Annotated in this window: 16 protein-coding genes; 12 read left to right on the forward strand and 4 right to left on the reverse strand. The window is 32.1% G+C overall.

Annotation, left to right across the window (positions count from 1 at the left end; genetic code table 11):
- The first annotated feature begins 12 nt into the window (after positions 1-12).
- The 10 genes from AC1RP1_RS04375 (at position 13) to AC1RP1_RS04420 (ending at position 10,062) form a co-directional block, all read left to right on the forward strand.
- Complete coding sequence (locus AC1RP1_RS04375; protein ID WP_481761537.1) at positions 13-960, forward strand: glycosyltransferase; 948 nt, start codon at positions 13-15, stop codon at positions 958-960.
- A gap of 91 nt (positions 961-1,051) precedes the next feature.
- Positions 1,052-2,167: an EpsG family protein gene (locus tag AC1RP1_RS04380; RefSeq protein ID WP_481761536.1), complete on the forward strand. Its 1,116-nt coding sequence runs from the start codon at positions 1,052-1,054 to the stop codon at positions 2,165-2,167.
- Between the two features lie 38 nt (positions 2,168-2,205).
- Complete coding sequence (locus AC1RP1_RS04385; RefSeq protein ID WP_481761535.1) at positions 2,206-3,135, forward strand: glycosyltransferase family 2 protein; 930 nt, start codon at positions 2,206-2,208, stop codon at positions 3,133-3,135.
- A gap of 86 nt (positions 3,136-3,221) precedes the next feature.
- On the forward strand, positions 3,222-4,109 hold the full coding sequence (locus AC1RP1_RS04390) for a glycosyltransferase family 92 protein (protein ID WP_481761534.1): 888 nt from the start codon (positions 3,222-3,224) through the stop codon (positions 4,107-4,109).
- A 15-nt stretch (positions 4,110-4,124) separates the two neighbouring features.
- Positions 4,125-5,657 carry a lipopolysaccharide biosynthesis protein gene (locus tag AC1RP1_RS04395; protein ID WP_481761533.1) on the forward strand — a complete coding sequence of 511 codons (1,533 nt, stop codon included), beginning with the start codon at positions 4,125-4,127 and terminating at the stop codon, positions 5,655-5,657.
- 87 nt (positions 5,658-5,744) lie between these two features.
- Positions 5,745-6,623 carry a glucose-1-phosphate thymidylyltransferase RfbA gene (rfbA, locus tag AC1RP1_RS04400; RefSeq protein ID WP_481761532.1) on the forward strand — a complete coding sequence of 293 codons (879 nt, stop codon included), beginning with the start codon at positions 5,745-5,747 and terminating at the stop codon, positions 6,621-6,623.
- Entirely contained in the window at positions 6,623-7,204 is a 582-nt protein-coding gene (gene rfbC / locus AC1RP1_RS04405) for a dTDP-4-dehydrorhamnose 3,5-epimerase (protein ID WP_481761531.1), read from the forward strand. The genes rfbA and rfbC overlap by 1 nt, the downstream gene beginning before the upstream one ends.
- Before the next feature lie 19 nt (positions 7,205-7,223).
- Positions 7,224-8,252 carry a dTDP-glucose 4,6-dehydratase gene (gene rfbB / locus AC1RP1_RS04410; RefSeq protein WP_481761530.1) on the forward strand — a complete coding sequence of 343 codons (1,029 nt, stop codon included), beginning with the start codon at positions 7,224-7,226 and terminating at the stop codon, positions 8,250-8,252.
- Between the two features lie 47 nt (positions 8,253-8,299).
- A complete protein-coding gene (gene rfbD, locus AC1RP1_RS04415) occupies positions 8,300-9,145 on the forward strand; it encodes a dTDP-4-dehydrorhamnose reductase (RefSeq protein ID WP_481761529.1) in 846 nt (281 codons plus the stop codon).
- A gap of 104 nt (positions 9,146-9,249) precedes the next feature.
- Positions 9,250-10,062 (forward strand): sugar phosphate isomerase/epimerase, encoded by an 813-nt coding sequence (locus AC1RP1_RS04420; protein WP_481761528.1) that lies wholly within the window; start codon positions 9,250-9,252, stop codon positions 10,060-10,062.
- Between the two features lie 30 nt (positions 10,063-10,092).
- Here AC1RP1_RS04420 and AC1RP1_RS04425 read toward each other — a convergent pair whose 3' ends face one another.
- The 4 genes from AC1RP1_RS04425 to AC1RP1_RS04440 all read right to left on the reverse strand — a co-directional run bounded on the left by AC1RP1_RS04425 (position 10,093) and on the right by AC1RP1_RS04440 (position 12,602).
- Entirely contained in the window at positions 10,093-11,385 is a 1,293-nt protein-coding gene (locus tag AC1RP1_RS04425; RefSeq protein ID WP_481761527.1) for an APC family permease, read from the reverse strand.
- Positions 11,386-11,488: 103 nt separating this feature from the next.
- A complete protein-coding gene (locus tag AC1RP1_RS04430) occupies positions 11,489-11,716 on the reverse strand; it encodes a DUF2922 domain-containing protein (RefSeq protein WP_409022132.1) in 228 nt (75 codons plus the stop codon).
- Positions 11,717-11,738: 22 nt separating this feature from the next.
- A complete protein-coding gene (locus AC1RP1_RS04435) occupies positions 11,739-11,939 on the reverse strand; it encodes a DUF1659 domain-containing protein (protein ID WP_409022133.1) in 201 nt (66 codons plus the stop codon).
- Between the two features lie 99 nt (positions 11,940-12,038).
- On the reverse strand, positions 12,039-12,602 hold the full coding sequence (locus tag AC1RP1_RS04440; RefSeq protein ID WP_481761526.1) for a sigma-70 family RNA polymerase sigma factor: 564 nt from the start codon (positions 12,600-12,602) through the stop codon (positions 12,039-12,041).
- 258 nt (positions 12,603-12,860) lie between these two features.
- On the opposite strand from AC1RP1_RS04440, the gene AC1RP1_RS04445 reads away from it, so the two are divergent.
- Positions 12,861-13,712: a competence protein ComK gene (locus tag AC1RP1_RS04445; protein ID WP_481761525.1), complete on the forward strand. Its 852-nt coding sequence runs from the start codon at positions 12,861-12,863 to the stop codon at positions 13,710-13,712.
- Between the two features lie 90 nt (positions 13,713-13,802).
- A complete protein-coding gene (locus tag AC1RP1_RS04450; RefSeq protein WP_481761524.1) occupies positions 13,803-14,903 on the forward strand; it encodes a glucosaminidase domain-containing protein in 1,101 nt (366 codons plus the stop codon).
- Positions 14,904-14,935 lie beyond the last annotated feature (32 nt).

The raw sequence follows: 14,935 nt of genomic DNA on the forward strand, positions 1-14,935 counted from the left end.
GAGGATCTAATTATGAGTGACGTTGCAATTTTAATGGCTACCTACAATGGTGAAAAATTTTTAATGGAGCAAATTGAAAGTATTAAGAATCAATCATATGGGAATTGGCACCTATTTATTAGAGATGATTTTTCGAAAGATAATACCAGTAAAATTTTAGATAATTTTAAAAGAGATCCTAAAATAACGATACTAGATAGCTCGCTAAATATTAATGAAAAGGGCCAATTAGGAAATTTTGAAATTTTAATGAATAACGTTCCAGACCAGTATGAATATGTTATGTTCTCAGATCAGGATGATGTATGGTATACAAATAAAATTGAGATATCATTAAATGAAATTAGACACCTGCCTAACGAAAAAGTACTGCCTAAGCTTGTATATACGAATTATGACGAGTTTTTTGAAGTAGTGGGGGACGGAAGTGTGAACTACAGTGGTGTAGAAAAGAAAAATAAACCAACATATCAACGTATTTTTCTACATAACTGGTTAATGGGTAATACGATGATTATTAATCGTAACTTATTAGAAATTTCAAAAAACATCCCGATAGAAGCAGTTAATCATGATGCATGGCTTGCATTAGTTGCTGGATTATATGATGGGATTGGATATATAGATAGTGCGACTGATGGTCATAGAATGCATTCATTTAATATTACAAGAGGTGCCGATGCACATAAAAAAAGTACAATTATAAAAAGTAAGTTAATTGATTTAAAAAAATATAAAGTTAAATTTGATCGATTTTCCAAATTGGTTAATGAATTAGAACTACAATTTTCAAATTCGCCTATTAAAATAAAAAAAAGAATTACTATGTTGAAATATTTTGTAGAAAAGAAGGGTATCGAAGCCATAATATTTGGCAAAAAGAATGGTTTTTTTACCAATATTCACGGTCACAATACCTTACTCTATTTGGAGGAAATATTAAGGTTATTCAAAAAATAATGTTAGTATTTACATAAAATTTAATTAAAAATGGAATACAGCATAAGCAAATTTCATTAATTGTTTAAGAAATGACTATCTAGGAGTTTATATGACATATTTATTTGCAATAGTAACCAATTTCTTTTTGGATCATGTTCATGGTAAAAAAAATAATATCATTCCGTTCATTGGAATCGGAATATTAGCATGGCTAGCGGGTGCTGCTAGTAAGATGACGACGACCGATTATCCTAGTTATCTTATTAATTATGATAATAGTTCTTTAGCACCATATAATCACCAATTTGAGTGGGGCTATATGTGGCTTTCTCGAATTTTTGCGGCAAACGGAGTGACATATGCTGATTTTAGATTAATATTATTTATTGTTAGTTTTATTATTTTGACAGTTGCAATATTAAGATTTACAAAGAATTTAGGATCTTTTGTTTGGGTTTTTGCAATTTTTCCTTTTTTTAATGAGGCAACACAGGCACGTAATTTTTTTATGATTTCTATTGCTCTATTAGGGCTAAGTTTTTTACAGAAAAAAAATGTAAAAAATATTATTATTGCCATCGGATTAATCTTATTGAGCGCATCAATGCATTCATCTGGATATATATTTTTAATAATAATTCCCTTAAGCTTTTTGAGCGAAAAATATGTGAAAATTTTTGTACAATTAATTATTGGTTTTTTTGTAATTTTAACAATTGTACAATTTATTCCAGGTTTAAGTGGTTTATTGAAAAATATAATAACGAAAGTTTCATTGCATTCATCTAGGACACAATTGTTTGATAAACTGAACACAAGTTATGCTGCTGGTTCATCAAAAATAATGCTTATAGAAATAGCTTTATCATATTTTTCAATGTTAGGACTTGGATATTATTTTTTGAAAATTAATAGCCTATCAACTGAGATTAAAAATAAATTGAAATTGTTATTCTTAATTTCGTTAACTGGTCTTGTAGCACTCCCATTTTTAGTTATGTCGATACAATATCAACGGTTCCAACGTAACTCTTTCGCACCAATTATAATTGCATACGCGCTAATTAGGGAGCATAAAGATGAGATTGATAGTAGAATATTATTAAAGATTGATTTAATGATGGTGGGGATACTCTTATTAGCTGTTATAGCGTTTTATGGAGTGTTAGTACCACAAGAATTTGTTGACAGTATTCCATATTTAGTACATTGGAAATCGCTTTAGCATTGTCGTTTAAAGAAAAGTAATTAAGGAGTAAATTTTTGAAAAATATAGCTGTGATTATGTCAACGTATAATGGCGAAAAGTACGTCGAGGAACAATTAAATAGTATTATTGAGCAAAAATATAAAAATGAAGATAACATACAGATTTATGTTAGAGATGATGGTTCAACAGATAATACAATAGATATTTTAAAAAGATACGAAAATAAAAATTTGTTAAAAATAATTTATTCAAGCGGAAATATGGGTGTTAAACGTTCCTTTTTTGAATTACTTAGGGTTGTCGATGCTGATTACTATTTTTTTTCTGATCAAGATGATGTTTGGGTTTCAGATAAAATAATGCAATTTATGGATAAATTTGATTTGTTAGACAATAAAATAACACAAGCTATATTTTCAGATCTTATGATTGCTGATAAAAAGGCTGTTTCAACAAATATTAAAATGTCTAAAATGTTAGTAGGCGAAAATTATAATCATTCATTGAATGATTTATTATTCAATTTTAAAGTAACCGGAGCGGCATTAGCAATTAATAAGAAACTAAGAGATGAAGTACTTATGTTAACAGATGAAGATATTGAAAATGTAACAATGCATGATTCAATTATTGCTAAAATCAGCTCAGCAAGTGGGAATTTAACGTACATTGATAAAGTAACGGTTTACTATAGACAACATGAAAATAACGTCATCGGAATTGGTAAGAGTAATGTACACTTGTATGAAGTTTTTCGTAGATTAAAAATAAGATATAAACAATTAGGTCGGATTAAAAAGGAAAATATTGTTCTGTATGAAAGATTTTCTAATATCATTAAAAATGATACTGAAAAAAAAATGCTAGAAGATACATATAAGTTTTATGATACAAAGAATATCTTTAAAAGATATTCTTTGTATCATAAATTTCATAGTTTAATTAATACAACAGCACAAAGAATAATTATATGGTTTGTTTAATAGAGAGTGATTAGGTGGTTACTATCAATTTAATAAAAAAAAGTTTTAGGCGTAATTTTATTACGGCATATAATATGATAAAGTATATGAAAAATAAGATGAACTACGGAAATAAAAGGTATAAACAAGTAAAAATAATTGAAGAAAAAACTGATTTTATTAATAGCGTGTCATTAGTGGCAATTATTAAAAATGAAGCACTATACGTTCAAGAATGGATTGAATATCATAAAATTATTGGTATATCAAAATTTTATATTTATGATAACGAATCTACTGATAATTTAAAAGAAATTTTAGAACCGTATATTAAAAGTAAAGTGGTTGAATATATCTATTTTCCGGGTGATAAGCAACAAATACCAGCATATCTGGATGCTGTCGAGCGCTGTAAGACAGAAACAAAATGGCTATTAACACTAGATTTAGATGAATATTTAGTATTAATTGATGAAAAAAATATTGATTCTTTTTTAAATGAATTTAGTGAAAACGTTGCTCAAATTGAAATTGGTTGGGTGATGTTCGGCTCATCTAATTTGATTAAAAAATCAAATGGATTAGTTACTGAGACATTTTTAAATAGATCAAAAAATGATATTATTTTAGATTCAAAACCTATCGTAAATCCTAGATTAGTAATTGATATGAGAATACCACATTGGTATGATGTGGCCGGTAAAACGACTGATGAAAACGGAAATAGGTTATGGGGATATCCATGGACAAATGAAAAAAGACCTAAAATTGTATCAAGGGAACACGTGAGGGTTAATCATTACTATGCAAAATCACTTGAAGAATTCGAGAATAAAGTAAAAAGAGGATATGCTGATCAAAGTAATGATATAAAAGAACGTAGTTATCTTGATTTTAAGAAGCACGATATTAATGATGTCTATGATAACGGCATGTTAAAGTACACGGATAAAATTAAAACAGAAATTAAACGTGTACAAGAACTTAACAGATGAGGGTAAGTGTGATGTATGAATAATAATTCTCGAACTGGTATAGCAGCTAAAAATACATCAATCGCTGCACTATCGCAAGTAATAATGTTAGTTTTGAAGTTTGCATTGCAGACAGTATTTATTAAAACTCTTGGTGCCGATTACATGGGAATCAATGGGCTATATGCTAATGTGTTGAGTTTTCTATCCTTTGCTGAATTAGGGATTGGTGGGGCGATAACGTACTCACTGTACGATCCTCTTGCTACTAGTAATCATGGTGAAATTGCTGGTGTCATGAATTTATTTAGAAAAGTGTATAATGTGATTGGTATCGTAATTTTGATTATGGGTTTAGCATTTACTCCATTTATAACTATTTTAATGAAGGGCGGTAGTCCTGTACCATTTCCGCGAGTTATGTTTGTACTATTTTTATTAAATACGGTTGTTAGTTACTTTTTTACGTATAAACGTTCCTTATTAATTGCAAATCAAGAAGGATATAAGGATAGTTTAAATAGATTAATTTTTACGATAATGCAGACAGTATTACAAATTATCTTTTTACTTTTATTTAGACAATATGTTTGGTACTTAGTAATCCAAATAATTATAACATTGTTATCTAACTTGAGAATTTCAAAACTTGTTGATAGGGAATTTGAATTTCTTTCCGAAATGAAAACTGTTAAAGTAAATCCTAAAGTCATCAACTATATGAAGAAAAATATATTTGGGACTGTTTCTTCAAAAATTGGTACTATATTAGTTTTTGGAACGGATAATATATTAATATCGGCATTTTTAGGCGTTAGATTAGTAGGAATATATTCTAATTATATGCTGATTGTAAATAGTATTTCCAGTGTGTTGACACAAAGTATCTCTGCTGTCACAGCTGGATTAGGTAATCTAGGAGTAACGGAGGATGAAGATTATCAAGAAGTTGTGTTTTATCGTTATATGTATATAAATGCCGGTATTACATCAGTTATTGCTATAACGTTATACGCAGTTATTGAATCTTTTATTAAATTTTGGATAGGATCAAATTACGTCTTATCGAACTTTACCGTGTTACTTATTGTTATAAATTTTGTACTTGTTCAATTTAGACAGACTGTATTAAATTTTATTGGTGCACGTGGATTATTTTGGCCAATGAGATATAAATCACTACTTGAAGCTGTAGTTAATATGATAGTTTCAATTCTTTTGTTAATGACAACAAATCTCGGCATTAATGGTATATTAATTGGTACAATAGTAAGTAATATTGGAATTAATTTATGGTGGGAACCACTTATCTTATTCAAATATGGATTCAAACGTAGTATGAAAAAATATTATCTTAAATATTTTGGTTATATGGGAATAATTGGAATAGAATTAGGAATAATTTCGTATTTACTAAAAATTATTGTAATTCAAGGGATTTTCAGTATTTTGATAGCATCTGCTGTTGTATTTATTCTAGCAAGTACATTATTCTATTTCTTATTTATTAGATATGACGAAACAAATTATGTTAAAAAATTGGTTTTAAGAAGGATATTAAATAAATAATGATTTTTATTTTTAAAAGCTGTGTTAAGTAGTTATTGTAGCTACCATTTACAAAAATTAATTAGAATATTTTAGGAGGAAAAGTGTATGAAGGGAATAGTTTTAGCCGGAGGTAGTGGGACTCGTTTATATCCATTGACACGTGCATCAAGTAAACAGCTGATGCCGATTTATGATAAACCAATGATCTATTATCCAATATCAACATTAATGTTGGCAGGTATCAAGGATATTCTAATTATTTCTACTCCTGAAGATACGCCACGTTTTCAAGAATTATTGGGCAACGGTTCTGAATTAGGCATTAATTTAGAGTATGCCGTTCAACCTACACCAGATGGATTAGCAGAAGCATTCATTATTGGTGCTGATTTCATTGGTAATGATAGCGTTGCGCTCATCTTAGGTGATAATATTTATTATGGTCCAGGTATGACTAAGATGCTTGAACGGGCTGCAAATCAAACTGAGGGGGCTACCGTATTTGGTTATCAAGTGCGTGATCCCGAGCGTTTTGGTGTTGTTGAATTTGATGAGAGCCATAAAGCAATTTCGATTGTTGAAAAACCGGATCACCCTAAAAGTAATTTTGCAGTAACAGGCTTATACTTTTATGATAATTCAGTTGTTGATATAGCAAAAAATATTAAGCCGTCACCACGTGGCGAACTTGAAATTACGGATGTTAACAAGGTCTATCTTGAAAAAGGAAGACTACATGTTGAAATTATGGGACGTGGATTTGCTTGGCTTGATACAGGGACACATGCAAGTTTACTTGAAGCAGGGCAGTTTATTGAAACTGTTCAAAGAATGCAAAATATGCAAGTAGCTAATTTAGAGGAAATCGCCTATCGAATGGGTTATATTTCACGCGAACAATTAATTGATCTAGCACAACCACTCAAAAAAAATGATTATGGACAGTACATGTTACGTATCGCAGAAGAAGAGGATAAAAAGTAATGGGTAAATTAAAAGTATCAACAACAAAGTTACAAGATGTTAAGATTATTGAACCAGCAGTATTTGGTGATAATCGCGGCTTTTTTACGGAGTCATATTCAGACAAAGATTTCAAAGAAGCTGGAATAGATATTGATTTTATCCAAGATAATCATTCATTATCAACACAAGCTGGCGTTTTAAGAGGACTTCATTTTCAACGTGGAGAAGCTGCACAAACTAAATTAATTCGGGTCGTGACAGGGGCAGTACTAGATGTTATTGTCGATGTTCGAAAAGGTTCACCTACTTATAAACAGTGGGAAGGATATATTCTTTCTGCAAGTAACCATCGCCAATTATTAGTTCCTAAAGGGTATGCCCATGGATTTGTAACATTAACAGATGATGTTAATTTCCTTTATAAATGTGATGGTTACTACAATGCAGCAGCAGATGGTGGGATTTCATTTAAAACTCCTGAACTAAATATTGATTGGCCTATTGATTTTGACCAAGCAATTACATCTGAAAAAGATGCTGCACAACCAACGTTTACAGAGTTTGAAAAAGACAATCCGTTTGTGTATGGAGAAATCTAAATAGGAGAGGTGTTTTTAAATGAAAAATATTATTGTAACAGGTGGGGCCGGATTTATTGGTTCTAATTTTGTCCATTATGTGGTTAATAACCACCCAGATGTTCACATTACCGTGTTAGATAAATTAACTTATGCAGGAAATAAAGAAAATTTAGCTGGACTACCTGCTGATCGTGTTGAGCTAGTAGTGGGAGATATTACTGACGCTAAACTAGTTGATGAACTTGTTAGCAAAACAGATGCGGTAGTACATTACGCTGCAGAAAGTCACAATGATAATTCTTTAAAAGATCCATCACCTTTTATTCAAACTAATATTATCGGAACATATACATTGCTAGAAGCTTGTCGTAAATACAATGTCCGCTACCATCATGTTTCAACTGATGAAGTGTATGGAGACTTACCATTACGCGAAGATTTACCCGGTCATGGGGAAGGTGAAGGTGAAAAATTCACACCTGAAACACGTTATAATCCAAGCAGTCCATATTCATCAACAAAGGCTGGATCAGATTTATTAGTTCGTGCATGGGTGCGTTCATTCAATTTACAGGCAACAATTTCAAATTGTTCCAATAATTATGGACCATACCAACATATTGAGAAGTTTATTCCAAGACAGATTACTAATGTTTTGAGTGGAATCCGGCCTAAGTTATATGGTTCTGGTAAAAATGTTCGCGATTGGATTCATACTAATGATCATTCAAGTGCTGTCTGGGCTATTTTAAATAAGGGTCGTATTGGTGAAACTTATTTGATTGGTGCGGATGGTGAACAAGATAATAAGGCTGTTTTGGAGTTGATTTTAGAATTAATGGGTCAACCTAAAGATGCTTATGATGTCGTTAAAGATCGCCCAGGACACGATTTACGATATGCTATTGATTCATCAAAATTACGTGAAGAGCTTGGTTGGAATCCTGAATTTACTGATTTTAAATCAGGATTACAAGATACGATTGATTGGTACCGAAATAATGAAAATTGGTGGAAAGCTGAGAAAGATGCAGTTGAAGCAAATTATGCAAAAAATGGACAATAATAACTAAGAATGGACTTAAGTCCATTCTTTTTTTGAAGGAGCTAATTATGAAAATATTAATTACGGGTGTAAATGGTCAATTAGGAACAGAATTAAGTCATTTATTAGATGAAAAAAAGATTGTATATACAGGAACTGGTTCTAAAGATTTAGATATTACTGACTCAAAAGCAGTTAATAATTATTTTTTAGATAATCGCCCAGAAATTGTCTACCACTGTGCAGCTTATACAGCTGTTGATAATGCTGAAGAAGAACCTGGTAAAGCTATTAATGAACAAGTTAATGTTATAGGTACTCAGAATATTGCCACAGCAGCAGAATCTGTGGGTGCTACGTTAGTTTACATTAGTACTGATTATGTATTTGATGGGACTAATGATCAAATGTATACAGAAAAAACACCCACTGCGCCTAAAAATGAATATGGTCGGACGAAGTTAGCTGGAGAAGAAGCCGTTGCTAAAATAATGAGTAAGTATTATATTATCCGTACATCATGGGTTTTTGGCGAATATGGAAAGAACTTCGTCTATACGATGCTAAACTTAGCTAAAACTCATGATCATCTGACTGTTGTTAGTGATCAGGTTGGACGGCCAACTTGGACTAGAACGCTGGCTGATTTTATGTTATATGCAGTTCAAAAAAATATTCCTTATGGGTTATATCAGCTTTCTAATGATAATTCATGTACTTGGTATGAATTTGCTAGTGAGATTTTAAAGGATGAAGTAGTTGAAATAAGTCCAGTAACGTCTGAAGAATATCCACAAAAGGCATACCGACCTAGACATTCAGTTATGGATTTGAGTAAAGTTAAAGCAACGGGATTTGAAGTACCAAGTTGGCAAGATGCTTTACATGAATTTATGGCTAAAATTGAAGTATAGAAAAGGGGAGTTTTCTAGTGATTTGAGAAATTGAATCATTAGAAGTCACTCCTTTTTATTTTCACCCAATTTAATGCTAACATAGTACCAAGGAGATGATTCAAATGACAATACCATTAGGATTAAAGGCGGGAACTGACCCAATTCAACTCCATGATCGGTTACAACATAATCCAGATATTTTTGAATTCTATCTAAATGAATTTGATGTTTCTGGAGATGGATTAAAACGATTATCAGATGAGATTGATGAGGTGAAGGCAACTACGAAGAAGATTGTCATGCATCATCCAATGAAGGTTGGTGAACAATCTGTTGAATTAGCCGTTTCCGAAACAGCTGATCCTAGGTTATATCGTTTTGTTAGAGAAAGTACTGAGACATTGATTCAGCTCGCAAAAGATAAATCAATTCAAACCCTCATTCATGGTTCATATAATCGACAAACGCCAACAATTATTGCTGAATATCCTAATTTTGAGGTTGCGGAATCAGCGTTATTTAATCGGATGGATTATTATCAAAAATATGGACAAAATAACGTCATGTTTGAGAATTCGATTTCTGATTTATTTTATTATGGGTCTGAAGAGATGGATCAGTTTATTCTACAAAAAGGGTATCGCTTAGCATTTGATACATCGCATGCCTTTATTAAACAAGCAGGTAGTAATACTGACTTACAAGCGAGTTTGAAACGGTTAATGCCAAATATCGTCCATTATCACTTAGTCGATTCAATGGGTAAATTTCATGATAGTTTAACTTTAGGAAAAGGCAAGATTGATTGGAAGTTAGCATATCCTTTGCTTAATCCAAATGCAACGACTATTTACGAAATTGATTTAGAAAATCAAAATGATTGTCGCGAAATGTTGGAAAGTCATGAATATCTACAAAATTTAATAGAAAAATAACCATTGGTTTTGAACTTTCAAAATCAATGGTTATTTTTTTCGGTTATCAAACCAGTAGAGTAAACACCCTAGTACTAACACGATAACGCCGAATAAGATGATTTTCCAATTAAAACTTAACAGTAAGTAAAGTGAGATAATTAATGCAAGGCTTGGAATAATTGGACCACCTGGTAATTTGAAACCTTTTGGTAAATTTGGATCATTATTGAATTTAAATGTTGCTAGAATTGTTGGTACATATTGGACAAACGATGCAAAGACAATGCATGATACTAAGAATAAATAACTACCGCTAAGTAGCAGGAGGATGCTTGTGATAGATGTCACAATGATTGCGATAACCGGTGTATTGTGTTTACTTTGCTTACCGATTATTTTTGGTAAAAGCTGATGTTCATTTGCTAGCGATGCAGCCACAATAGGTGTATTGAATGATACTGAGATGGCAACCCCAAGAATAGAGATCAACATCCCAATGATAATGATCATATAACCCCACTGACCAAAGATACTTTTGAATGCCGCAGCAATTGGTAATGAGTACGATCCTAAGTTAGGGCCAAGGATACCCACGGCAACCGTTTGAAGTAAAACATATAATAAAGTCACCGTTGCAATAACGCTTAATAGTGCTTTCGGAATATTCTTTTCCGGATTATCCATTTTAGCAGCAGCAATCGGTAAAAATGAAAAGCCAGTATACATATAAAAAATGACACCAAATGCTGTATTAAATTTCGTAAATAACTGAGTGTTACTGTGAATATCAGTCGGAATCATGGGCGTAAAATGAGCATCCTTAATGAAGAAAGCACCGACAATAATAAAGAGTAACATGATAAATACTTTAGCTGCAGAAGACAGATTGTCTGCGAAATCTAGAATAGCTGTTCCAAAATAATTAATGATGCCTAGAATAATGACTAAGGCAATTGCTGAAACATCATAAATAAGCGTTTGTTGTAATGCTGGAAAAAGTATTTTTAAGACAGTTAGTAACGCAGCAATTTCGGCTGACAAAGTCACTACGCCTAATATCCAAGTAAATATACCAACTTGAAAACCAGTAAATTTACCGAATGCATTATAGGCATATAACCAAGCCGCACCATCTTCCGAAAATTTACTTGCTAGTGTTGCGTAACAGAGCACAATCATGGTGACTGCTAATGCTGCAGCGATAATTGTAAAGATACTGAGTGGTCCAATATCATTATAAATTTTACCAGATAATAAGAAAATCCCCGATCCAATAATACCGTTAATTCCTAACAAGAAAACCGTGAAAAACGTCATTTTTTTATCTTCTATTTTATTCATTACAATCCCCCTAAATTTTAGAATAGCCAATATGATGTTAAAAGGCAATTGATAGGTGCTATGAGGGTACAAAAAAAGCCAACAATTAAGTTGGCTTTTACGGTTAAACTAAATCGTTTGTGTAGATTGGTGTTTCAATGGTTTCAACAAATTGTGCTGAGATAGGGGTTACGAACATTTTTTCGTTATCACGATGGAATAAATCAGAACCTGTAATGTCATCCATGGCTTTCTTAACGGTTGCTGGATCTAAATCTGTATTAACGTAACGTAATTTCATATGGCGCGTTTTACCCGCTTCATTTTTAAATGCTAAATCTAATTGTTTCATATAATTTCCTCCTTAGGTTTGATTAAGCTAAAAGACTTGATTCTGTGCGGATGGTCATTTTAACGGTGTTATCACCAGTTAATGAAGCAACTGTAGCGCCGAGTTGTGCAATAGCTTCGTTAGAGGCATTTTCAGTAATGTTAGCGAATGAACGTTTACGTTCAGAGCCGTCAGAACTTAATCCCTCAACGATAACGTTTGTTTTTACCCAAGTTTTACTCATATATGTTCTCCTTTGTGTGTCTATATTTGATAAGTGCCGCGACGCCTTACATAGATAATAAAGAATCGGTTAACCATTTTGTAAAGCAAATACTGATATTTATTCTTGATTCATTTGAGCAATGACTAAAAGTACTTTCCGACCGACGCTATTACGCCAGTTATAGGCTGTTTGACGGCTAACATGATGACTGGCAGCAATTTCTGTGACTGTTTTGTGTCTAATATAACAATCGACTAGATAATGTTGTTCGGCGTTTGAACAGAGGTCATAGAGTGATTTAAAAAGGTGTTCTGTAAATAATTTTTCAGCGATAGTATCTTGTGTTTGGAGGGTTAAATCAATGATGGAATCAGTTGGATTAGTTGAATCATCCTTATTAGGTTCTAAATGCGTTTGTTGATTAGATTGTCGATTAATTAAATCAAGAAGTCGCCAGTAGACACGTTGATAGGCGTAAACCATGAAAGTTTGTTCATTATCTTCAATAGTTTTAGGGTATTGGTCATATGCAGCGCTGAATGCTAATCGTGCTTCTTGTACGAAATCGTCATATGAAGCATGCGATTGATTAATCGACATTCTTTTTAGAACACCAAAGATAAGTTTTTCACGGTCATTTTTCAGTAGAAAAGCTAGACCTGGGTTTATTTGATTTGACATATTAGTAGAGTTGCCTCGTTTCTTTTAAGATCCCTTGGCCAAGGTTCTTAATTAGAATACGAGGTTATTCAATTTTAAAATAGACGACGAAATGAGCGTATTTATGGGTTTTTGATGAGCATTTAAGAATTAAAGGTAGACTATTAATTTTCTTAAGATAAACTTAACAATTAGACTTAAGTTCACACAAGATTAGTTACAATTAAATCTGTAACATAGGATAAGTTGTTAAATGAAAGTAAGAAAAGGAGTAGGCTATTGAACTTGGAGAATGAATTAGAACGGGATTTTAAAGAAATTATAGATTATCCAGAAACACGCTTATTGACTGTTGGGTCTCAATATTGGCGAAACTTGTTGGAGAATCATCCAATAATAGACGTTACGGATGATCATTTTTTTACAGAACATGGAATTGTAACGGATAACTATCAAGTGAACATGGAGACAACTTTGTATATTCACCATATAACACACAGACGGGATGATTTACGATCCATTATTTTTGATAAGCATAAAGATATTTTATTATGTAAATACACAACAACAAATTTTGTGAATCGCTTGATTAATGAAAAAATTCTAACTTTTGTCGCAATGCGTGCGATTGTGTCATTAGTTGAAAAGAAACAAGCTCTACCTTACACATGTGGTATGTATCAGTTATTTCCAGATAGTGGGCCATCAAAACGGGATGCCTCATGGACGGCAGGACACCATCTTGCTAATATTTCCGATGTAGAAAATGGAACTGATTTATTTTTCAACAATGGATTAAGAATTAGAGTTCAAAGTAAGTATTCGCAATTTCTAAAGCAATTAAATTTAGCGCATCTTTTTACAGATATTCAAGTTTCTTTGGCCAGTAAAATAGCTGCAGAACTTGGTTTTGAAAATCCAACACCCCAATTTAGATATCATGATGCTATCTTATCTTTAGTTCAGAACAGACGTGATACCTATGTGGATAAAATAGATTTCATTAAGGAAGTTAAGCATTTATTAGCCATCTACACGTTGAAAGGGTATTCTGATGAATCACCTGACGACTCAATTATCAAAAAAACGTGTAGTTGGGCGCATACTAATAGAGGCATTATGCGTTACTAATTGTAATCATAATGTAACGGAAAAAGGCGTTATTAGACATGCAAATTTGATATAATTAAAGCTGATAATTTCGGAAAAATAGGGGGAAATATGAAAAATAAAAAGTTGTTAACAAAATTAGTTACGGTAACATTTGTTGCTATTACGGGATTTAGCTCAATAAACTTACCAATTGGGAATCAAAGTAAAAATGAATCAACAGTTACGGCAGCCACGACTGCCCAAACAAAGGCTCTCATTGAAAAGAATGGACCAACGATTCAAGCAGTGTCAAAAGATAAAAACTTGTATCCATCAGTGATGCTATCACAGATGATTCTTGAATCTTCTTGGGGTCAAAGTACGTTGGCAAAAAAGGCTAATAATTTTTTTGGTATGAAGGGTGCCTATAAGGGACAATCATATTCAGTTAAATCATTGGAATATAATAGCAAAGGGAAAGCTTATTATGCGGTGTCTAAATTTAAAAAATACCCAAATGCTAAAGCATCTATTCAAGATTATGCCAACCATTTACGTAACGGTGTAAGTTGGGATGCTAAGTATTACTCAGGTACATGGCGTGAAAAAGCTAGTACTTATCAAAAAGCAACAGCATCATTGAGTTTAAAATACTCGACAAGTAGTGCCTACGGTAAAAAATTAAATAACTTAATTTCTAGATATAATTTAGCTAGTTTAGATAATACCGTTAAAGTCGCTTATAATGGCGCAGCCGGTTCTGAAACAGTCAAAGTAGCTAATACTGGTTACCGTCTTTACAATCATGTTAAAGGAACAGCAGGTAGTCGTGATAAAGGTGCGGCTGCTAAGTTGACAGGTAAGACAGTCTATGCGGACATGCGTGGCGTAAAAGAAGGTAGCACAACTTGGTATCGAGTAAGAGTTAAAGGCACATCAACGAAGTATTGGATCTATAAACAAGCATTAAAATTAAGAAAAACAAGTTATTCTACAGTAAAAAATACAGGAAATTTTAATAATAAATCATATCAGTTACATAATCATGTTTATAATTCAGATTATTTATCTAAAAAGACAGGTCAATCAAAAACACATAATAATAGAACTTATACAATTAATAAAAAAGCGATTATTACTGATTACAATGGGTCTAAATCAACGATGTACCGAGTCAAAATTGGATCTACTAATCATTGGGTCTATAAGGGAGCCATTAATAAACATTAATTTATTAGGTTGTTGAACTAATATTGCTAAGG

The sequence above is a fragment of the Dellaglioa sp. CoH-56-MRSF-13 genome (genome assembly GCF_056782095.1).